This window comes from Natronomonas halophila, from assembly GCF_013391085.1.
Lineage (GTDB): Archaea > Halobacteriota > Halobacteria > Halobacteriales > Haloarculaceae > Natronomonas > Natronomonas halophila.
In genome coordinates, this window is sequence record NZ_CP058334.1 from 1,437,770 (window position 1) to 1,455,288 (window position 17,519).

Sequence of the window (17,519 nt, forward strand, 5' to 3'; positions counted from 1 at the left end):
CTACCGGGACGACTCACCGGTCAACAACAAAAGATGAAGGGGTACATGAGCGAGACCCGGTCGCCGTCGTCGAGTTCGGTATCGAGGCCGTCGAGGTGTTCGTTGAACTGACCGTTGATGGCCACGCGGGCGAACGCGCGGGTCTGTTCGCCCTCGGGGTTCTTCGCCCAGTCACCGGCGGCCTCGACGTCCTCGGGCACCCACCCGTGTGCGGTCGCCTCCTCCTCGGTTTCGGCGATGAGCATGTCCGCGACGTCGTACTCCTCGAAGAATGCGTCGAGGAACGCTCGGAGCGTCTCGCCCTCGAAGGTGTAGTCCATATCGGGTTCGCCGACCTCGCGGCGGATGTGGCCCGTACAGCGAACGGTGACTGTCGTCTCCGGCGCGGCGTCGGGGGTCCGCTCGACCGTCGCCGATTCGTCCGTACTCATGGGCGAGGGAACGGCCCCCTGTCGGAAACGAACTACCCCGAACATGTTCGCCCATCCGGTGCCGGATAAAGCGGCACGATACCGTGGGTGTACGCTCAGGTGGCGTCCCGCCCTACCTGTTTCCGCTGGCGACGGGTATCCACGAGGCTCGGACGCCAGCCATCGACCGCCGCTCGGCACAACCCGTACCCCTTGCAGGACGGACCGCGAGCGCCGAACGCGGCCTCGACCACCCACCCGGCGTTCGCGGTCGCGCGTCTCGCGTTATGCAGGCCGCCGGCATCACTCGTCGAGAACCGCATCCAGCAGTTTCGACTGGGCGGCCGCGAGGTGTTCCGAGAGGGTCGACCGCGAGATGTCGAGTTCTTCGGCGACATCGCCCGCGTTGGCGGTCTTCGGATGGTCGAAATATCCCATCCGGTGGGCGGTTTCGAGGACCTCCCGCTGGCGGTCGGTCAGTTCGCCGCGGTCGAGGAAGACGAGGTTCTCGTCGGGGCGGTCGTGCTCCGAGCGGAGCAACCGCTGGACGTCGACGGTCGGGTATTTCTCCTGCAGCGAGCCGATGACCGACTGGAGTTCCTCCATGCCGGCCGCATGGAAAACGAGATAGAGCATCCCCTCGCGAGTCCGGATGTCGATGACGGGCGTATCGAAGGTCTCGACGGCCTCACAGGGACAGCCACGGCCCATCTCCCGGGAAAAGCGGTAGACCTTCTTGTCGCCGTAGTCGAACACCTTCGAGAGTTCGACGTCGGCCTCGGGGGCGTCGGCTTCGAGCATGAACTCCTCGGTGACGCGGTCCGGGGATTCGGGGGAGACGCTCCGGGAGACGGAGTAGGTCGGCGCGTCCGCCGAGACGGAGGCCTGGACGACCGGACACGTCCCCGCGGCGTCGACTTTCACCTCCGCTCGAATCCCCGCTGTCATGGCACGTACCTCGTTTCCGAAGGCCCCTAAGCCTGACTCCCGACTCGTCGGGTGTGTCCCGAACCCCCGCTTGCGGTGGCTGCCTGAGACGTCGGTTCAACGTCTGACCGTCCCGATTTCGGATTTGCTTATAAACACCCCACATACTGTGGGTCTCAATTCCCCACCCTCCAGTTCTATCTAACATATATGACGAGCGGCCTCTCACAACTGTCGCTGGGCGACGAATCGAACGGTCGAGTCGGCGACGAAACCGTCGACTGCGAGCGGGTCTTCACCGCGCTGGAGGACCCCGACTGCCGAACGCTCCTGGAGGAAACCGCCGACGAGGCGCTGACCGCCCAGGAACTCACCGACCGGTGTGACATCCCCCGGTCGACGACGTACCGGAAAGTCGAGATGCTGGCCGATGCCGGCCTGCTCGAAGAGCAGGTCCGCCTGCGGGCCGACGGCAAGCACGCAAGCGAGTACCGCCGCGCCTTCGACGGCCTCGTGGTCTCCATGGACGCCGGCGAACTGGAAGTCGACCTGGAAGTCAGCGCCTCGGGCCCGGCGCCCATCGGAGCCGACTGAGATGGCGCGGTTCGATGCGAGCGGGCGTACAACGGCCACGACCGATGCCGATGACCAATAGCAACCCAGATGGGGAAATCTATATGCGTGGGCCGACTTCGCACTTATATACTGGCCGCGTGCGGACGACCCACCGACGACCGAACGGGAACTGACACACCGTGACAACCCAATACATGTTCAGATGCCCCGAATGCGGGCAGGAAATCGAGGTCAACGCCTCCATGCGAGAGGCGATACTCTCGAGTGGCTGCCCCGTCTGTACCGAATCGGTGGCGGACGGCTGTTTCGAGAAAGAAGAAGCCTAGAACTCGCGGTCGATTTCGATGAGGCGGCCACTCAGCGATTCCGGAGCCAGTCGATAGAGTTCGATTTCCAGTTCGCCTTTCTGCTGTGGCCAGATTTCGAACAGCGGTCGCTTTGCGTCACCGTACTGCTGAATCTCCTCGACGGACAACTCCTCGGGGTCGATGCGTTCGAGGTCGCCGATCGCGATGACGCTCCGGTAGGTGTCCTCGATGTCGTCGTAGACGACCAGTCGGGCCTTCGGCTCGGAGTCGAGGAACTCTCGTTTCTCGCTTTCGGGCGTCGAGACGAGTCGCATGTAGAACTCACGGGCGTCCGCGTCGAAGCCGTATGAGATGGGAATCGCGTACGGCGTGTCCTCGCGAGCGAGCGCGAGTACCCCCGTTTCCTGCCGACCGAGGAACGCGGCCGTCTCCTCCTCGGTCATCTCCGTACGCCGGTCGATTGGCATATAGGGCCACTAACGCCCCACTACTTATACACGTTTATTCATCAGGCCGTCTCGACCCGCCAGCGGCGAGCGAGCGCGAGCAGAAGAACGGAGCCGTAGCGGTCAGACCCGCCGGCGGCGGACGAGGACCGCGGCCGCACCGACCGGAACGACACACCACGCCACCAGCGAGGCGACCAGCAGGCCCGTCGAGAGGCCCGTCGTCGCCAGCGCGGCGGTAAAGCCGCTGCCGGCAGTCGCGCCGAGTTGGCTCAACACCAGCACCCGGAAGACGCCGGCCGGGTTGGCAAGCACCAGCGCGGTCAGCGCCGACTCCGGCAGCGAGAACGCCGCGACGACGCCCAGCGCGAGCAGGTCGTGGACGAGGACGAACCACACCCACACCAGCAGCGCGAGGCCGAGCGCGTGGGTCTTCTCGCGGGCGACCGTCGAGACCAAAAGCGACAGCGCGAGGAACGCCGCGCCGACCGCCACCGCCCCGCCGAGGAAGGCAAGGAACGACCCCCAGTAGGTGGTGCCGAACTCCCGAATCAACAGGAGGCCGACGAAGCCGAACCCGACGACCGTCGCGCCCGCGAGGACGACGAAGCGGCCGAGGTAGGTCCCGACGACGACCCGCGCCCGGGAGACGGGCAGCGAGAAGACGACCTCGAGCCAGCCCTCCTCGTCGCGGCCGACGACGGCGTCGTAGCCGAACGCCAGCGCCGCAAGCGGAACGAGATATACCGCGAGGCTCGTGAGGCTGGCGACGACCCGCTGCATGCCTTCGGGGCCGACCGCCGACCCGCTGAAGGTGGCGAGCATCGCGCCGAAGAGGACGAACAGCCCCGTCAGCGCCAGCGCCCAGCGGCTCCGCATCGCGAGCCGGTATTCGGTGTGAGCGACCGTCACGAGCTGTCGGAGCGACCGCCGCCCGCCGCCGTCGGCGACCAGTTCGTGACCGCTGGCGTAGCCGCCGTCGGGGCGGGCCTCGTTTTCGGCGTCCTCCCTCGGCGCGTCGTCGGTCATGCGTTCACCTCCCCGAGCGCGTCGTGGAACGCCGCATCGAGACCGTCGCGGTCGACGGTCACGTCCGCGAGTTCGATGTGCTCGGTCGCCTCGAAGAGGTCCGGAACCGCCTCGACGGGACACCGAACCGTGACGGTACCGTTGGTGGCGGAGGCAGTGCCGACCTCGCCGCCGGCCGCGACGAGGGCCTCGATTCGGTCGGCGCTGGCCGGCCGGAGTCGAACCGTCACGTCGTCGGTGTCGACGAGGTCGTCGACGGCCCCCGAGGCGAGGACGCGGCCCGAATCGAGGATGGCGACGCGGTCGCAGAGCCGCTCGATTTCCGAGAGGACGTGCGACGAGAGGACGACCGTCGCGCCGGTTTCGGTCCGGACGCGGTCGATTATCTCGTGGAACTCGGCGACGCCGCGGGGGTCGAGGCCGGCGGTCGGTTCGTCGAGGACCAGCACCGACGGCCGGGGTAGAACCGCCGCCGCGAGGCCGAGGCGGCGCCGCATCCCGTTGGAGTACCCGGAGACGGCGCGGTCGGCATCCGCGACGTCGAGGCCGACCATCTCGATGGCCTCGGCGATGCGGCCGTCGTTCGGAAGCCCGCGCATCCGCGCGTGGAACTCCAGTATCTCCCGGCCGGTCAGCGCCGACGGGAAGCCGACGTGTTCCGGCAGGTAGCCGACGTGCTCGCGAATCTGCAGGCCGGCGTCGGCCACCTCGCGGTCGCCGACGGTCAGCCGCCCGGAATCGGGGCGGTCGTGGCCGACGAGCAGTTTGAACAGCGTCGTCTTGCCGGCGCCGTTGGTCCCGAGGACGCCGAACGTCGACCCCCCGGGTATCTCCAGGGACAGCCCATCGAGGGCCGTCACCGAACCGTACTCCTTGCGGACGTCGTTAGCTGTTATCTGCATATTTCCTCCAGTCGTCGTGGTGTGGTTCGGCCAGCGGCCGCTGGTCGACGATGCCGGGCGCCTCGACGACCGGGAAGGAACTCTCGGCCAGTCGGACCGCGTCGAAGGCGGGGCTGGCGGCGAAGACCGCCACCTGCGGCTGCTCGGTTTCGAGGTACTCGACCAGCCCCGCGGGCCGGTGGCGAACCTCGCTGATGCCGTCCGAATCGAGGTCGGCCGTCCGGGCGTTCGACCAGTAGTTGCCGCGCTCGGTGCCGTTCCAGACCTCGAGGTCCTGTGTCGTCGTCGTGACCGCGTCGGCGTTGTGGATGAAGCTGTTGGCGACGACCTCCTGACCGCCGCTGCCGGCGGTGACGTGGACCCCGACGTCGTTGCGCAACAGCAGGTTCTTCGCGATGCGGCTGTCCTGCGTGTTGTAGACGTAGAGGCCGTTGCCGTTCTCGATGAGGACGTTGCCCCGAACTTCGGAGCGCTCGATGTCCTTCAGCAGGATGCCGTGGCCGCTGGTGCCGTCGTTGCGGACCGCGGTGTTGTTGACGACCTCCAGCCCGTCGCTGACCATCAGCGCGTAGCCGACGTCGTTGTCGACCGCGAGGTTGTTCTCCAGCCGGTTGTCGTCGGAGTACATGTAGTGGACGCCGTAGCGGCTGTCCCACATGGTGTTGTTCGTCGTCACGACGCCCTGGGCCCACGAGTAGTAGATGCCGTCGCGGACGTCGGTGATTTCGTTGCCGTGGATGACGGTGTCCTCGGTCTCCCAGAGGTTGATGCCGTTGCCGCGGTCGGTCCGACGCTCGACGTCCTCGCGGCCCTCGATGCGGCTGTCGGCGACCGTCACCTCGTCGGCGCCGTTGACCCAGACGCCGAAGGTAATCTCCGAGAGGTAGAGGCCCCGAAGGGTCGTCTCGTTGGCGGTCTTCGCGATGTAGACGCCCGAGTCCTCGCCGCCGGCCTCGTAGCCGGAGTTGCGAATCCACAGGCCGTCGAGGGTGACGCTTTCGCCGCGGACGACGACCACGTTGCCCTCGCCACCGCCGTCGATGGCCGCGCCTTCCGGGCCGGCCGCGACGGTCACGCCGCTCGTGTTGATCGAGAGGTTCTCGGCGAACCGGCCTTCGAGGACGACCGTCTCGCCGGGGTCGGCGGCATCGACGGCGGCCTGTGCGGTCTCGTAGGTTTCGCCGTCGACCGTCGCGGTGCTCTCTTCGGGCACCTCGGGGGCCTCATACGAACGGTCGATATCGAGGTCGAAGCTCTCCTCGGCGTCCGCGTCGGGCGCCGCGACGACGAACGGCGCCGTCGCCGACATCACGAGCATCCCGACGACGGCCAGCAGGAAGCCGAGTTCGGCGGTGCGACCGGGCGCGGACATGGTCACCGCCCCCTGACGCGGCCCCGGATGCGGCCGAGGGGCGTGTCGCCGTCCCGTGCCTCCTCGAGCATGGCCGGAACGTCGCCGAAGGTCGCCTCGCTGTCACGGAACAGGAAGGCGATGACCAGCAGGCCGACCGCGACGACCGTCAGGTAGCCGCCGGGGCCGAACCACGCGTAGCCGGTGATGTTCGCGACCTCGTAACTGCCGAGCAGCGGCGGCGTGAACTCCTCGACGCCACGAAGCGGTGCGTTCGGGTCCAGCGAGTGGCCGGCCTGGTAGAGCCGGTACTGGATCCAGACGAACATGCCCGTAAAGAGGGCGATGGTGCCGGCCAGCATGCCGGTCAGCCCGAGTTTGAGCTTTCGGACCGTCGGCGCGAGGGAGACGAAGACCCCCAGCGCCGCCAGCGCGACGAACACGACCGGGCCGAGCACCCACTCGGGCGTCTTGATGGACCCGTCGTCGAGCGGGAAGTTCGGCTCGACGTAGACGGGGTCGGGGTAGTAGAACCCGACGTACTTGTTGAGTGCGTGTACCTCGCCGTAGTCGCCGCCCAATTTCGGGTAGGCGTACAGCTCGACGACCAGCGCCTCGCCGGGGTACTGCGGCGCGGTCAGCGTGATGCGCCACATCGGCAACGCGAGGGCGACGAGCAGCAGCCCCGCCGCGATGAGCGGCAGGCCCCGTCGGAGTTCGGTAAATCGGGCGAGCGACTGTCTCATGCTATCAGTCCTCCGGCTGGACGATGAGGCGCGAGCGCATCTCCAGGTGGAGTGCGCTGCAGAAGAACCCACAGTACATCCAGTAGACCCCGGGGTCGTCGGCCTCGAAGGTCACCTTCGTGGTCTCCTGCGGCGCCATCTTGATGTTGATGTCGTGTTCGGGGATGACGAGCGAGTGCAGGATGTCGCTGGTCTGCTCGATGTTGGTCACCTGCATCTCGACGGTGTCACCCTCCTTGACCGTGATTTCGGGGAAGCCGAACTCGTTGCGCATCGAGTACATCTTCACCTCGACGCGGTCGTCGGCGACCCGCTCGATGGTCTCGTCGCCCGCACCCGTGTATTCGAGGTCGATGTCCTCGGGGTCGTAGACCTTGGCGGGCTCGATCTTGTCGGCCTGGACGATGGACGCGTCGTGCGGCTCGGCGTACGACGGCTTGTCCTTGACCAGTTCCATCCCGTTCTCGTCGTCGCCGATGTAGATGAGCTGGTCGTTCTCGGGGTGCATCGGCCCGACCGGGAGGAACCGGTCCTTCGAGAGCTTGTTCAGCGAGATGAGCCAGTCGCCCTCGGGGTCGGACGTGTAGGACTCCGAGGCGATGAGGTGGCCGGGGTTGTAGTGGACGTCGATCTTCTCGACGACCGGGTCCTCGGACATGGCCTCGGCCTCGACGGCCGCCTCGATGTCCCACTTGACGACCTGCGAGTCGATGAACAGCGTCGTGTACGCGTGGCCGCGGCCGTCGTAGGCGGTGTGGAGCGGCCCCATGCCGAGGCGCGGACGGCCGACGATGGCCTCTTCGGGGTCGCTGACCTCGTCGAGAGCCTCGATGTCGATGACCGACGCCGTCGGGTCGAGTTTACCGCTCGCGATGGCGTACTTGTTGTCCGGCGTGACGCTGACCCCGTGGGGGCTCTTCGGCGTCGGGATGTACTTCACGATGGGGTCGTCGCCCTGGTTCAGCGAGCTGTCCTGTCGCCCGTCGACGACCGGCACCTCGTTGATGGTCTCGTAGTTGCCGGCCTCGACGGCCGCCTCGATGGCGGGGATGTTGAAGGCCTTCACCATGTCGCGGTCCGAGCGGGTCATCTCCGATTCGGTGACCCCCTCCTCGCTGTTGTAGCCGGTGGTGAAGAACCACTTGCCCTCCTTGCCGCCGTCCCCGTTGTCCATGTTGCCGTCGACCAGCACCTCCCACTCGACGTTCATCGTCTCGGGGTTGATGGCGGCGAAGACCGAACCGTACTCGGAGGGGTCGTCGACGTCGCGGCCGTCGTTCGGGATGGGCGCGCGGAACTCCCCGACGCCGATGACGTACTTGGTGTCCGGGAGGACACAACAGGCGCCGTGGGTCCCCTGCTGGTTCGGGATGTTACAGATGGCGTCCGTCTCGAAGTACTGCAGGTCGATACGGGCCATCCGGCCGTTGGCCTTGTCGTTGACGAAGGCCCAGCGGCCGTCGTAATCGTTGTCCGTCTGGCTGACACGCGGGTGGTGGGTGTCACCCCAGGTGTAACCGCCCGCCTCTTCGAGCATCTCACGGCTCTTGTCGTCGAAGCCGTATCCGCGTGCGCTCTCGTGGTTGAACACGGGAATCTTCATGATTTCCCGCATCGACGGCAGGCCGAGAACGCGGATGTCCCCGGAGTGGCCACCGCTGAGGAACGCGTAGTACTCGTCGAGTTCGCCCGGCGGGACGTGGGCATTGGGCGCGCCGTTCGTGGTCTGGCCGCCCGAGTTGTCGTCGAGCATGCCGGTACAGCCGGCCAGCCCGCCGAGCGCCCCGGCGACCGCACCGGCTTTCATGAAGTCACGTCGTTCCATCCCCAGGTTGGGGAGTATCATCTCTCTGTCGCGGTCGGGATGCGAATCGTCGTGGTCGTCCGCCGTGGACGACGTGTGGGTTTGGTCTGCGGTCATTGGTTTTCCGTTTGGGGTGGTTGCCAGCGGTGCTACATGCGGTAGTTACAGGGCTACCCATATACTCGGGCAAGGCGAGTCCCGAGCGGTGAGAATCCCGCGAACATGTTCGGCCACACATCATTTATAAGGAATACGAAGCTGGTGCGTGGCCGAATTCCACTACAGAATCCTGATTCCCAGCGGCTGGGACCGGGCCACCCCCCTTATGCGCGCACGGACGAATCTCCGGGTATGCCGCTGGTTCAGCTTAGCATCGAGTTGCCCGAGCAAACCTGGGTCCACGACGTCACCGAGGACCATCCCGAGGCGACGGTGCGCGTCCTCGCCGGGATGCCCGACGACGACGTCGGCTTCGCGCTGCTGGAGATTACGGCCCCGGACATCGAGGCCGTCCTCCGGTCGATGGCGGGCCACTCACTTTTGACCGACATCGAACCGCTCCAGTTGGGCGACGAGCGGGCGCTCGTCCAGATCGAAACGACGGCGCCGCTGCTGTTGCTTTCGGCGCAAGCGTCGGGCATCCCCATCGAACCGCCAGTCGTCATCCGGGACGGAACCGCTGACGTCGAACTCCGGACTTCCCACGACCGGCTGTCGGCGCTTGGCGAGGAACTCGACCGCTTCGGCTTCACGTACACCGTCGAGTCGATTTACGACGCCGCCGACCCCGAGCGCCTGCTGTCGGAACGCCAGCGCGAACTGATACTCACCGCCGTCGAGGAGGGGTATTACGACACCCCGCGGGAGTGTTCGTTGACGGAACTCGCCGAAAAGGTCGGTATCGCGAAATCGACCTGTAGCGAGACGCTCCACCGCGCGGAGGGCATCATCGTCCGCCGGTTCGTCGACAAGCACCTCAGCGAGAAACCGCCCAAACTCGCGGCCCGAACATAATCGGGGGAAGCGCCACGACCATCCGCGGAGCAGACCCACGTATGCCAGCCATCGAAACCGAACGCGTCGTCGACGTCCGGACGGTCAAGGACCCGCCGTTCGACGCCATACTCGCGGCGCTTGGCGACCTGACGGCCGAGCCGGTCGTCGTCATCGACAGCGCCGAACCGGCGGCGCTGTACGACGCCCTCGCCGGTCGGGACCTGTCGTATCGGACGATTCGACGCGACGGGGACTGGCATGTCCGCATCACCGCCGAGGAGAGCGGCCGAGCGACCGACCCGCGCTCCCGCACGGACCGACGTTCCCGCATCGACCACGACCGCGACCGCGCCGAATCGATAGCCGACCTCGCGAACCCCGAACTACTCTAACCATGTCCGACACCACCCTCGACGTCCGCGACGTACCGCCGGCCGAACGCCACCCGAAGATTCACGACGCCTTCGTCGACCTCGATTCCGGCGAGGAACTCGTCATCGTCAACGACCACGACCCCAAGCCCCTCTTCTACGAGTTCGAGGCCGAAGTCGACGACTTCGATGCGGACGGCTACGCGGTCGAACAGGAAGCCGAAAATCGGTTCGTCGCCCGGTTCCCGAAACGATAGGAGCGCTACCGCCAGATAGCCGTCAGCGCCACGTCACCGACCGTCTCCGTCCGGTACTCGAAGCCCCGGTCGTCGAGTTTCGGGTAGAGGAACTGCGGCTCGCGGTCGTTCAACTGAACCAGCACCGTTTCTTCGTCGAGGTCCGCCACCCGTTCGAGCGTCTCCTGTAACGGCTCGGGCGGCGGGAGTTCGCGAACGTCCAGCGGGTCGATTGGGCGGTCCTCGGAGATATCGAGTGCGCGCCGCCACGTTGCTTCCGAGTGTTCCGGCCCCTCGTCGTCGCCGCCGGTGGTCGAGCGGGACATACACGACGGTTGGCCCAGAACGGTCCAATTCCTTCCGCCGAACGTGTTCGGGAGTGTACTCTCGGGGTGCCGAATCGAAGCCCCGCCCATGTGTCGAGCAACGGTCCAGTCCGACGAGCACAGCGCCAGGTGTTGCCGCCGATGACCGCGAAGCCACCCGTCTCCCCGTCGGCCATCGACACCGACCAGCGCCCGTTCGTCCTCGTCTGGGAGGTGACACAGGCCTGCGAACTCGCCTGTGACCACTGTCGGGCGGACGCCCGACCGGGTCGTTACCCCGACGAACTGACGACCGAGGAGGGCAAGCGACTGCTCGAGGAGGCCGCCGACTTCGGCGACGGGCAGTTGGTCGTCCTCTCGGGCGGGGACCCCCTGCTCCGCGATGACCTCGTCGACCTCGTCGACTACGGCACCGACCTCGGCCTCCGGATGACGCTCACCCCGAGCGGGACGACCTCGCTGACCCGCGAGGTACTGGAGGACCTCAAAGCGGCGGGCCTCCAGCGACTCGCGCTCAGCATCGACGGCCCGAAGGAGGTCCACGACGCCTTCCGCGGCGAGGAGGGCAGTTTCCGGCAGACGGTCGACGCCGCAATCATCGCTCGCGAACTCGGCCTGCCGGTCCAGATCAACACCACCGTCTGCGAGGCGACGGTCAGCACGCTGCCGGCGGTCCGTGACCTCGTCGCCGAACTCGACGCCGTGCTGTGGTCGGTCTTCTTCCTCGTGCCGGTCGGCCGCGGCCGCCTTCTGGAGAACGTCACCTCCCAGCGGGCCGAGAGCGTCCTCGAATGGCTCGACGAGATTTCGGAGGACGCCCCCTTCGGCGTGAAGACGACCGAAGCGCCCCACTACCGGCGGGTCTCCCTCCAGCGGAACGGTGACCCGACCGCCGCGCCCGACAACGACGCCATCGGTCGCCGGGGCGGCATCATCGCCGGCGACGGCTTCGCCTTCGTCTCGCATACGGGCGAGGTGTATCCGTCCGGCTTCCTGCCGAAACCGGCGGGCGACGTCCGCGAGGACGGCCTCGTGGACACCTACCAAAACGCGCCCCTCTTCCAGCGACTCCGGGACCGCGACGAGTTGCAGGGGAAATGCGGGGCCTGTGAGTTCCGCCACGTCTGCGGCGGCAGTCGCTCCCGGGCCTACGCCGCGACCGGCGACCCGCTCGGCAGCGACCCGCTCTGTGGGTATTATCCCGAAGGCTACGAGCCGGAGGACGCCGAAGCCGCCCCGTACGAGGGGTGACGGACGGGACCGGAGGCGACGGCCGCACCTGCGGTATCGAACATCTTCGGGGGAGGTGATTTGCTGTCCCGAGCGCCCAACTACGGCATGAGCAATCGCGTCGAGCGAGCCGCCAGGAACCGGGTCGACGTCGAGAACCGCGCGCCGACGAGCCGCGAGTGGGAGGTCTTCGTCCGGAAGGACATCGAGCAGCCGCTCCAGCACGTCGGCAGCGTCCGGGCGCCCGATTCCGACGCCGCCTACGAACTCGCGACCAAACTCTTCGCGTGGTTCGCCGACGACCTGTGGGTCTGTCCGGCCGACGCGGTCACCCGCTATACGACCCACGACCTCGCCGACGACACCGAGACGAAGGAACCGCCGGCCGGCGACGAACCGCGAAACCGGGAGTGGTCCTGATGATTTCGGTCAGCACGCTACTCTGTGACCACGCGGCGGGCGGCAACCGCCTCCGCTATAACGTCGACACCGGCGACACCGACCCCGTCTCGACGGACCCCCAGCGAAAGCCCGTCGTCGTCTGGAACACGACGAACCGCTGTAACCTGAAATGCGTCCACTGCTATGCCGGCGCGAAATCGACGCCCGAGCGGGGCGAGTTGTCGACCGCCGAGGGCAAACGTCTCCTCTCGCAGTTGGCCGACTACGGCGTCCCAGTCGTGCTCTTTTCCGGCGGCGAACCGATGGTCCGTGAGGACCTCACGGAACTCGTCGCCCACGCGGCCGACGAGGGAATCCGGCCCGTGCTGTCGACCAACGGGACGCTGCTGACGCCGGACCGCGCACGCGAACTCAAGGACGCGGGCCTCGCCTACGCCGGCGTCTCCGTCGACGGCCTCGCCGAGCGCAACGACGAGTTCCGGGGCGTCGACGGCGCCTTCGAGGCCGCCGTCGAAGGCATCGAGACCTGCCTCGACGTGGGGCTGAAGACCGGCCTCCGCTATACGGTGACCGGCCAGAACGTCGAGGACCTCCCGGGCGTCGTCGACCTGCTGCTCGACGTCGGCCTCGACCGCTTCTGCTTCTACCACCTCGCCTACAGCGGCCGGGGTGCCGACCTCGACGACATCGACCTCTCGGACGACCAGCGACGGTCGGTCGTCCGGTACATCTGCGACCGGACGGTCTCGGCCCACGAGGGGGGCCGCGATATCGAGACGCTGTTGGTCGGCAACTACGCCGATGCCGCCTATATCGTCGAATACGCCCGCGAGGAGTTCGGCGACGAGGCCGCCGAGCGCGTCTATCGCCGCCTCGAACGGAACGGCGGCGACCCCGCCGGCGAACGCGTCGCCGCCGTCGACTGTCTCGGCAACGTCCACCTCACGCAGTTCTGGCGCTCGTATAGCGTCGGTAACGTCCGGGACCGCTCGTTCGGCGCCATCTGGGAGGACGAGTCGAACCCCCTGCTGTCGATGCTTCGGGACCGGCCGGAGAAACTCGAAGGAAAATGCGCCGACTGCCGATACAAGGAAATCTGTCATGGCGGGTCGCGACTGCGTGCGCTGGCGTCCAGCGACGATCTGTTCGCGCCGGACCCGCAGTGCTATCTCACCGACGAGGAACGGGCCGGCGAGGTGCCGATGGAGACGCCCGCGGACTGACACAGCAACGACAGTCGGCACGGGAAAATCACGCATCCCTAGCGGCGGCGTCTCACTGCCCAGACGATAGCGAATCCGACAGAGAGAACCACCAGCAGACCGCCGAGGACGGTGAGAAGCGGGATTTCGTAGTTGTTGCATCCGTCGCTCACCACGAGCAGCCCACCCGCAACCCCGACGAGGCTGAAGTCGGTCGAAGTGCCAGGACATTTCGCCAGCGTGTGCCCTGCCGGCCAGATGAGCAACCCCAGCGCCATCAGCACGGTTCCAAGGACCGCTCCGAGGATGGGCGTTCGCCAGTCCTCCGTCAGGTCCGGCACCCGTACAGTCACGTTCCGGCGTATACTCGAGAAATAAAAAGAGCCAACGGTGGGATACCCGCTTGCCCCCCCGACTATACCGTGGCGTCGGGCCGTCTGCCCCGAGTTGTATATAAGACCCACCATACCGTGACCGATCGTTTTCCCCGCTGACGGCAGTACGAACACACGCTGGCAACCGCCAGCAGACAGTCGGTCGCCAGTCGACTGTTCGGGTTGCCCGACCGACCCAACTTCCGACGCACCGCACGTCGGTCGTCTCATGCGGTCCCCCGTCGCTCCGTCAAGCGTCGGGGGCTGGTCCCTTTCGTGCGTCGTCGGCGTTTGCGGCATACCTTTTAAACGCTCGACCAGTCCCGAGCGCCGGGATTCAGATTGAGGGCTTTGCCTGTTGGCGGTGAACCGTCGGGTATGTACGACGGCATCCTCTTTCCGACCGACGGCAGCGGCGACGCGAACCGGGCGCTCGAACACGCCATCGAGTTCGCCGAACGCTTCGGGGCGACCCTCCACGTCGTCTTCGTCATCGACGACCGGGCCGGCGAGCGGGGCCGCGAACGCCAGCAGGGCCGCGGCGAGGCGGCGCTGACGGCCATCGACGACGCCGCCCGCGAGTACGGCCTCGACGTCACGACGTCGGTACTGGAGGGCCAACCCGCCGAAGAACTGCTCGCCTACGCCGAGTCGGAACCGGTTGATATCGTCGTCATGGGCACCCACGGCACCGACGGCGAGGACCGCGACCGGCGGCTGCTGGGCGGCGTCACCGATGCCGTGCTCCGACAGAGCGATGCCCCCGTGGTGACGGTGAGCCCATAGCTGCCAGCCCTATTTTACTTCGGTTCCTCCGAATATGTTCGCCCGTCCTCCCAGAACCTGAGATTCTGAGCGTCATTCATGCCGTGTTCGTTGGTAGCACGAACGAGGCGAGCCATGAGCACAGGTCGTATACACGCCGGGCGGCCACGGCGGGTGGTCGTCCCCGGGAACGGGTACAGCGCGACGAACGTGCGGAACGGAACGCCGACGGGGTCGCCATACGACACCGGGGAGGCCAGTCCATGAGCGCTCCCGGGCCGGTCGACTTCGACGACGAGTGGGAGACCCGCATGGAGCGCCGGCTCGACGAGACCGACGCCGACTCGGACCTCGGCCTTGAGATGGCCAAGGACGCCCAGCGCGTCGTCGCCGGCGAGATGAGCGATGCCGAGTTCTACGAGAAGTACCACGAACGCGTCTTAGAGGAGTTCGGCGCCGACGACCGTGAACTGCCCAATCTGGATGACCTCGACGCCGAAGCGCTGGACGACGCTGGCGACGGCGAAGGCGGCGGCCTCCAGGAGTCGCTGTCGTCGCTGCTGGACGACGAGGACGTCTCCCGCCGTGAGGTGATGAAGAAGGGCGGCGCCGCGGCGGCACTGCTGTCGCTCGGCCTCGGGTCCGGGGCCGGTGACGACGGGACAGCGGCGGCGGCCGGCGCTGGCGGCGACGGCGAGGGCACCCGCTGGGGGATGACGATCAACCTCAACAACTGTGACGGCTGTCTGGCCTGCATGACGGCCTGCCAGCAGGAACACGGCCTCTCGCGGGGCGCCAACTGGATGTACGTCTTCACCTACGAAGAGGAAAACCAGGACGACGAGAACTTCCTCGTCCGCCCCTGCCAGCACTGTACCGACTCGCCGTGTACGAAGGTGTGTCCGGTCGGCGCCCGCCACACCCGCGAGGAGGACGGCCTCGTGTTGACCGACTACGACATCTGTATCGGCTGTCGGTACTGCGAGGTCTCCTGTCCCTACGGCGTCAACTACTTCCAGTGGGGGGAACCCGACGTGCCCGAGTCGGAAATCGACGACGACCACCAGATCGACGACCGGGGGCGGTGGGTCGGCGCCCGGCCGCCGAAGGGCGTCATGGGCAAGTGCACCTTCTGTGTCGACCGGCAGGACGGCCAGATGGGCGAGGAGAAGGTCGGGACGACGGCCTGCGAGGAAGCCTGTGCGATGGACGCCATCCACTTCGGCGACCTCAACGACCCCGAAAGCGACCCGAACCAGCACCTCCGGGAGTACCGAGAGTCGCAGGACAACGACACCGAGACCTTCCAGAACCGGAAGGAGCACACCGTCTCCACCTTCGAGTTGATGGAGGAACGCGGCACGAACCCGAACGTCCAGTATATCGGCAACGCGCCGTCCCAGCACGCCGAACAGGTCGAGGGACCGGTCACCTACGAGGACGCCGGCCTCGTCGACAACCGCAAGGAGGAGGTGCTGGATAACGGCGCGATGGCCAACGAGGAGGGGTGGGAAGAAGCATGAGCACCGACACCCCCGATATCGGCCCGGACGTTCTCGTCCGGCCGATTCAGTCCCGCTCGAAGGGGTATCTCGCCCTGCTTGCGGCCTCGCTCGTGGCCATCGGGGTCTGGCTGGCCTTTTATATCCAGCAGCTCCAGCAGGGGCTCATCGTCACCCATCTCGGCGACTGGGGCTCCGGCGGCGGCGTGCCGTGGGGGCTCTACATCGGCGCGTTCATCTGGTGGGTCGGCATCGCTCACGGGGGTATCATCCTCTCGGCGGCGGTCCGGCTCATCGGCTTGGACCGCTACCAGCCGGTCGCCCGGATGGCCGAACTGTTGACCATCGCGGCGCTGACCTGCGCCGGCCTGTATATCCTGATTCACGTCGGCCGGCCGGACCGGCTGGTCACGAGCGTCCTGCCGGCCTGGCCCTGGCGCGTCCACTGGTCGCCGCTGGTGTGGGACGTCACCGTCATCACCGCGTACTTCGTGCTGACGGCGACGTACCTGCTGTTGACGATTCGGTACGACATCCACCGGCTCCGTGACCGCCTGCCGGACCGCCTCGAACCGATTTACAAGGTGCTGATGGTCGGCTACACGGAGAAAGAGGACGCCATCGTCGAGCGGATGGTCTGGTGGCTCGCGTTCGCCATCATCATCATGGCCCCGCTGTTGTTGCACGGCGGCGTCATCCCGTGGCTGTTCGCGCTGCTGCCGTCGATGGCCGGCTGGGCCGGCGGCGTCCAGGGGCCATCCTTCCTCTCCATCGCGCTGACCTCGGCGGTCAGCGGCATCATCATCATCGCCGCCGCGTTCCGCTATGCCTACGACTGGGAGGAGCTCATCCCCTACGACGTCTTCCAGGGACTGGCCAAGTGGCTCGGCTTCTTCAGCCTCATGTTCCTGTGGCTCCAGCTCCAGCAGGTCATCACGGGCATCTTCGCGGCGCCGACGACGCTCCAGCACGCCACCGAGGTGAAGATTACGACGCCCGCCTACTGGGCCGCAATCGGCCTCGTCAGCCTCGCCCTGCTGTACATCTTCGCGTCGGCGCTGGAACCGTCGCTGTTCAGCATTCCGCGCATCGTCGCGGTGTCGGTCGGGGTGCTGGCCGGGACGCTGGTCGAAAAGACGCTGTTCGTCGTCGAGGGGCTCCAGCACGCCCACTTCGCGCTGTACGACGGCGTCCCCGGCGTCTACGTCCCCTCGCCGGTCGAATTGTCGTCGGTGCTCGGTACCGTCGGCATCGTCGTGCTGTTCTTCCTGGCCGTCTCGAAGGTGATTCCGGTGGTCGAACTGCACGCAATCGAGGACGAACACACGGAGGAGGTGAACTGAGATGCTCCCACTCGCGAGCGCGCCCTACACGCTCCCGCTCGTCGGGCCGGGCACGTACCTGATATTCGGTATCGTGCTGTTGCCGGTCTACCTGATGCTGGCCGCGTGGTTCCGCGGCGAGCCGAGCGACCGCTCGACGGCCCTGCTCGGCGTCGCCTACCTCGCCGGCCTCACGACGGTGCTGTGGGGCGGCCTGTTCGTGGCGACGATGGTCATCAAGTTCGCGTTCTTCTGAGGCGCGACCCACCCCGAGGAATCGCCCGCCAACTACCC

The 17,519-nt window shown here is 66.9% G+C and carries 22 protein-coding genes; 12 read left to right on the forward strand and 10 right to left on the reverse strand.

From position 1 onward, the window contains the following. Positions 1–20 precede the first annotated feature (20 nt). Both HWV23_RS07870 and HWV23_RS07875 read right to left on the reverse strand, forming a co-directional pair. The gene (locus HWV23_RS07870) at positions 21–431 is read right to left on the reverse strand and encodes a MoaD/ThiS family protein (RefSeq protein WP_246282743.1); all 411 of its coding nucleotides are present in this window, start codon (positions 429–431) and stop codon (positions 21–23) included. A gap of 282 nt (positions 432–713) precedes the next feature. Beyond that, the gene (locus tag HWV23_RS07875) at positions 714–1,358 is read right to left on the reverse strand and encodes a helix-turn-helix domain-containing protein (RefSeq protein WP_178289867.1); all 645 of its coding nucleotides are present in this window, start codon (positions 1,356–1,358) and stop codon (positions 714–716) included. A gap of 189 nt (positions 1,359–1,547) precedes the next feature. Between HWV23_RS07875 and HWV23_RS07880 the strand changes: the two genes are divergently transcribed. After that, complete coding sequence (locus tag HWV23_RS07880) at positions 1,548–1,931, forward strand: winged helix-turn-helix domain-containing protein (protein ID WP_178289868.1); 384 nt, start codon at positions 1,548–1,550, stop codon at positions 1,929–1,931. A 161-nt stretch (positions 1,932–2,092) separates the two neighbouring features. Beyond that, a complete protein-coding gene (locus tag HWV23_RS07885) occupies positions 2,093–2,239 on the forward strand; it encodes a DUF7560 family zinc ribbon protein (RefSeq protein ID WP_246282744.1) in 147 nt (48 codons plus the stop codon). Here the strand turns inward: HWV23_RS07885 and HWV23_RS07890 are convergent. From HWV23_RS07890 to nosZ, 6 genes are all read right to left on the reverse strand, one after another. Then, the gene (locus HWV23_RS07890) at positions 2,236–2,688 is read right to left on the reverse strand and encodes a pyridoxamine 5'-phosphate oxidase family protein (protein ID WP_178289869.1); all 453 of its coding nucleotides are present in this window, start codon (positions 2,686–2,688) and stop codon (positions 2,236–2,238) included. The genes HWV23_RS07885 and HWV23_RS07890 overlap by 4 nt on opposite strands. A 102-nt stretch (positions 2,689–2,790) precedes the next feature. Further along, positions 2,791–3,696, reverse strand: a complete 906-nt coding sequence (locus tag HWV23_RS07895) for an ABC transporter permease (protein WP_178289870.1) — start codon at positions 3,694–3,696, stop codon at positions 2,791–2,793. After that, the gene (locus HWV23_RS07900) at positions 3,693–4,598 is read right to left on the reverse strand and encodes an ABC transporter ATP-binding protein (protein WP_178289871.1); all 906 of its coding nucleotides are present in this window, start codon (positions 4,596–4,598) and stop codon (positions 3,693–3,695) included. The genes HWV23_RS07895 and HWV23_RS07900 overlap by 4 nt, the downstream gene beginning before the upstream one ends. Then, entirely contained in the window at positions 4,582–5,970 is a 1,389-nt protein-coding gene (nosD, locus tag HWV23_RS07905) for a nitrous oxide reductase family maturation protein NosD (protein ID WP_211693337.1), read from the reverse strand. Before nosD ends, HWV23_RS07900 begins: the two co-directional genes overlap by 17 nt. Positions 5,971–5,972: 2 nt before the next feature. Next, complete coding sequence (locus HWV23_RS07910) at positions 5,973–6,695, reverse strand: hypothetical protein (protein WP_178289872.1); 723 nt, start codon at positions 6,693–6,695, stop codon at positions 5,973–5,975. A gap of 4 nt (positions 6,696–6,699) precedes the next feature. Further along, positions 6,700–8,541, reverse strand: a complete 1,842-nt coding sequence (nosZ, locus tag HWV23_RS07915; protein WP_425487437.1) for a TAT-dependent nitrous-oxide reductase — start codon at positions 8,539–8,541, stop codon at positions 6,700–6,702. A gap of 309 nt (positions 8,542–8,850) precedes the next feature. Between nosZ and HWV23_RS07920 the strand changes: the two genes are divergently transcribed. From HWV23_RS07920 to HWV23_RS07930, 3 genes are read left to right on the forward strand one after another with little or no spacing between them, the layout of a single operon-like run. Further along, complete coding sequence (locus HWV23_RS07920; protein WP_178289874.1) at positions 8,851–9,513, forward strand: helix-turn-helix domain-containing protein; 663 nt, start codon at positions 8,851–8,853, stop codon at positions 9,511–9,513. A gap of 41 nt (positions 9,514–9,554) precedes the next feature. After that, positions 9,555–9,887, forward strand: coding sequence for a DUF2249 domain-containing protein (locus HWV23_RS07925; RefSeq protein ID WP_178289875.1), 333 nt, complete (start codon positions 9,555–9,557; stop codon positions 9,885–9,887). A gap of 2 nt (positions 9,888–9,889) precedes the next feature. Beyond that, entirely contained in the window at positions 9,890–10,123 is a 234-nt protein-coding gene (locus tag HWV23_RS07930; protein WP_178289876.1) for a DUF2249 domain-containing protein, read from the forward strand. 5 nt (positions 10,124–10,128) lie between these two features. Here the strand turns inward: HWV23_RS07930 and HWV23_RS07935 are convergent, their stop codons facing one another. After that, complete coding sequence (locus HWV23_RS07935) at positions 10,129–10,428, reverse strand: DUF2249 domain-containing protein (protein ID WP_178289877.1); 300 nt, start codon at positions 10,426–10,428, stop codon at positions 10,129–10,131. A 141-nt stretch (positions 10,429–10,569) separates the two neighbouring features. Here HWV23_RS07935 and HWV23_RS07940 point away from each other — a divergent pair, with 141 nt between their 5' ends. The 3 genes from HWV23_RS07940 to HWV23_RS07950 all read left to right on the forward strand — a co-directional run bounded on the left by HWV23_RS07940 (position 10,570) and on the right by HWV23_RS07950 (position 13,283). After that, a complete protein-coding gene (locus tag HWV23_RS07940; protein WP_178289878.1) occupies positions 10,570–11,679 on the forward strand; it encodes a TIGR04053 family radical SAM/SPASM domain-containing protein in 1,110 nt (369 codons plus the stop codon). Positions 11,680–11,766: 87 nt separating this feature from the next. Beyond that, a complete protein-coding gene (locus HWV23_RS07945) occupies positions 11,767–12,078 on the forward strand; it encodes an Htur_1727 family rSAM-partnered candidate RiPP (RefSeq protein ID WP_178289879.1) in 312 nt (103 codons plus the stop codon). Continuing rightward, positions 12,078–13,283: a TIGR04347 family pseudo-SAM/SPASM protein gene (locus HWV23_RS07950; protein WP_178289880.1), complete on the forward strand. Its 1,206-nt coding sequence runs from the start codon at positions 12,078–12,080 to the stop codon at positions 13,281–13,283. The genes HWV23_RS07945 and HWV23_RS07950 overlap by 1 nt, the downstream gene beginning before the upstream one ends. A gap of 38 nt (positions 13,284–13,321) precedes the next feature. Here the strand turns inward: HWV23_RS07950 and HWV23_RS07955 are convergent, their stop codons facing one another. Then, entirely contained in the window at positions 13,322–13,615 is a 294-nt protein-coding gene (locus HWV23_RS07955; protein ID WP_178289881.1) for a hypothetical protein, read from the reverse strand. A gap of 399 nt (positions 13,616–14,014) precedes the next feature. Between HWV23_RS07955 and HWV23_RS07960 the strand changes: the two genes are divergently transcribed. From HWV23_RS07960 to HWV23_RS07975, 4 genes are all read left to right on the forward strand, one after another. Further along, a complete protein-coding gene (locus HWV23_RS07960; RefSeq protein WP_178289882.1) occupies positions 14,015–14,422 on the forward strand; it encodes a universal stress protein in 408 nt (135 codons plus the stop codon). Positions 14,423–14,664: 242 nt separating this feature from the next. Next, positions 14,665–15,924 carry a 4Fe-4S ferredoxin N-terminal domain-containing protein gene (locus HWV23_RS07965; RefSeq protein WP_178289883.1) on the forward strand — a complete coding sequence of 420 codons (1,260 nt, stop codon included), beginning with the start codon at positions 14,665–14,667 and terminating at the stop codon, positions 15,922–15,924. Continuing rightward, positions 15,921–17,246: an NrfD/PsrC family molybdoenzyme membrane anchor subunit gene (gene nrfD, locus HWV23_RS07970; RefSeq protein ID WP_178289884.1), complete on the forward strand. Its 1,326-nt coding sequence runs from the start codon at positions 15,921–15,923 to the stop codon at positions 17,244–17,246. The genes HWV23_RS07965 and nrfD overlap by 4 nt, the downstream gene beginning before the upstream one ends. Before the next feature lies 1 nt (position 17,247). Then, complete coding sequence (locus HWV23_RS07975) at positions 17,248–17,481, forward strand: hypothetical protein (protein ID WP_178289885.1); 234 nt, start codon at positions 17,248–17,250, stop codon at positions 17,479–17,481. The last annotated feature ends 38 nt before the right edge of the window (positions 17,482–17,519 follow it).

Coding starts and splice junctions, on each gene's coding strand:
- HWV23_RS07870 (WP_246282743.1), bottom strand. CDS start 431: ATGAGTACGGACGAATCGGCGACGGTCGAGCGGACCCCCGACGCCGCG.
- HWV23_RS07875 (WP_178289867.1), bottom strand. CDS start 1,358: ATGACAGCGGGGATTCGAGCGGAGGTGAAAGTCGACGCCGCGGGGACG.
- HWV23_RS07880 (WP_178289868.1), top strand. CDS start 1,548: ATGACGAGCGGCCTCTCACAACTGTCGCTGGGCGACGAATCGAACGGT.
- HWV23_RS07890 (WP_178289869.1), bottom strand. CDS start 2,688: ATGCCAATCGACCGGCGTACGGAGATGACCGAGGAGGAGACGGCCGCG.
- HWV23_RS07895 (WP_178289870.1), bottom strand. CDS start 3,696: ATGACCGACGACGCGCCGAGGGAGGACGCCGAAAACGAGGCCCGCCCC.
- HWV23_RS07900 (WP_178289871.1), bottom strand. CDS start 4,598: ATGCAGATAACAGCTAACGACGTCCGCAAGGAGTACGGTTCGGTGACG.
- nosD (WP_211693337.1), bottom strand. CDS start 5,970: ATGTCCGCGCCCGGTCGCACCGCCGAACTCGGCTTCCTGCTGGCCGTC.
- HWV23_RS07910 (WP_178289872.1), bottom strand. CDS start 6,695: ATGAGACAGTCGCTCGCCCGATTTACCGAACTCCGACGGGGCCTGCCG.
- nosZ (WP_425487437.1), bottom strand. CDS start 8,541: ATGATACTCCCCAACCTGGGGATGGAACGACGTGACTTCATGAAAGCC.
- HWV23_RS07920 (WP_178289874.1), top strand. CDS start 8,851: ATGCCGCTGGTTCAGCTTAGCATCGAGTTGCCCGAGCAAACCTGGGTC.
- HWV23_RS07925 (WP_178289875.1), top strand. CDS start 9,555: ATGCCAGCCATCGAAACCGAACGCGTCGTCGACGTCCGGACGGTCAAG.
- HWV23_RS07930 (WP_178289876.1), top strand. CDS start 9,890: ATGTCCGACACCACCCTCGACGTCCGCGACGTACCGCCGGCCGAACGC.
- HWV23_RS07935 (WP_178289877.1), bottom strand. CDS start 10,428: ATGTCCCGCTCGACCACCGGCGGCGACGACGAGGGGCCGGAACACTCG.
- HWV23_RS07940 (WP_178289878.1), top strand. CDS start 10,570: ATGACCGCGAAGCCACCCGTCTCCCCGTCGGCCATCGACACCGACCAG.
- HWV23_RS07945 (WP_178289879.1), top strand. CDS start 11,767: ATGAGCAATCGCGTCGAGCGAGCCGCCAGGAACCGGGTCGACGTCGAG.
- HWV23_RS07950 (WP_178289880.1), top strand. CDS start 12,078: ATGATTTCGGTCAGCACGCTACTCTGTGACCACGCGGCGGGCGGCAAC.
- HWV23_RS07960 (WP_178289882.1), top strand. CDS start 14,015: ATGTACGACGGCATCCTCTTTCCGACCGACGGCAGCGGCGACGCGAAC.
- HWV23_RS07965 (WP_178289883.1), top strand. CDS start 14,665: ATGAGCGCTCCCGGGCCGGTCGACTTCGACGACGAGTGGGAGACCCGC.
- nrfD (WP_178289884.1), top strand. CDS start 15,921: ATGAGCACCGACACCCCCGATATCGGCCCGGACGTTCTCGTCCGGCCG.
- HWV23_RS07975 (WP_178289885.1), top strand. CDS start 17,248: ATGCTCCCACTCGCGAGCGCGCCCTACACGCTCCCGCTCGTCGGGCCG.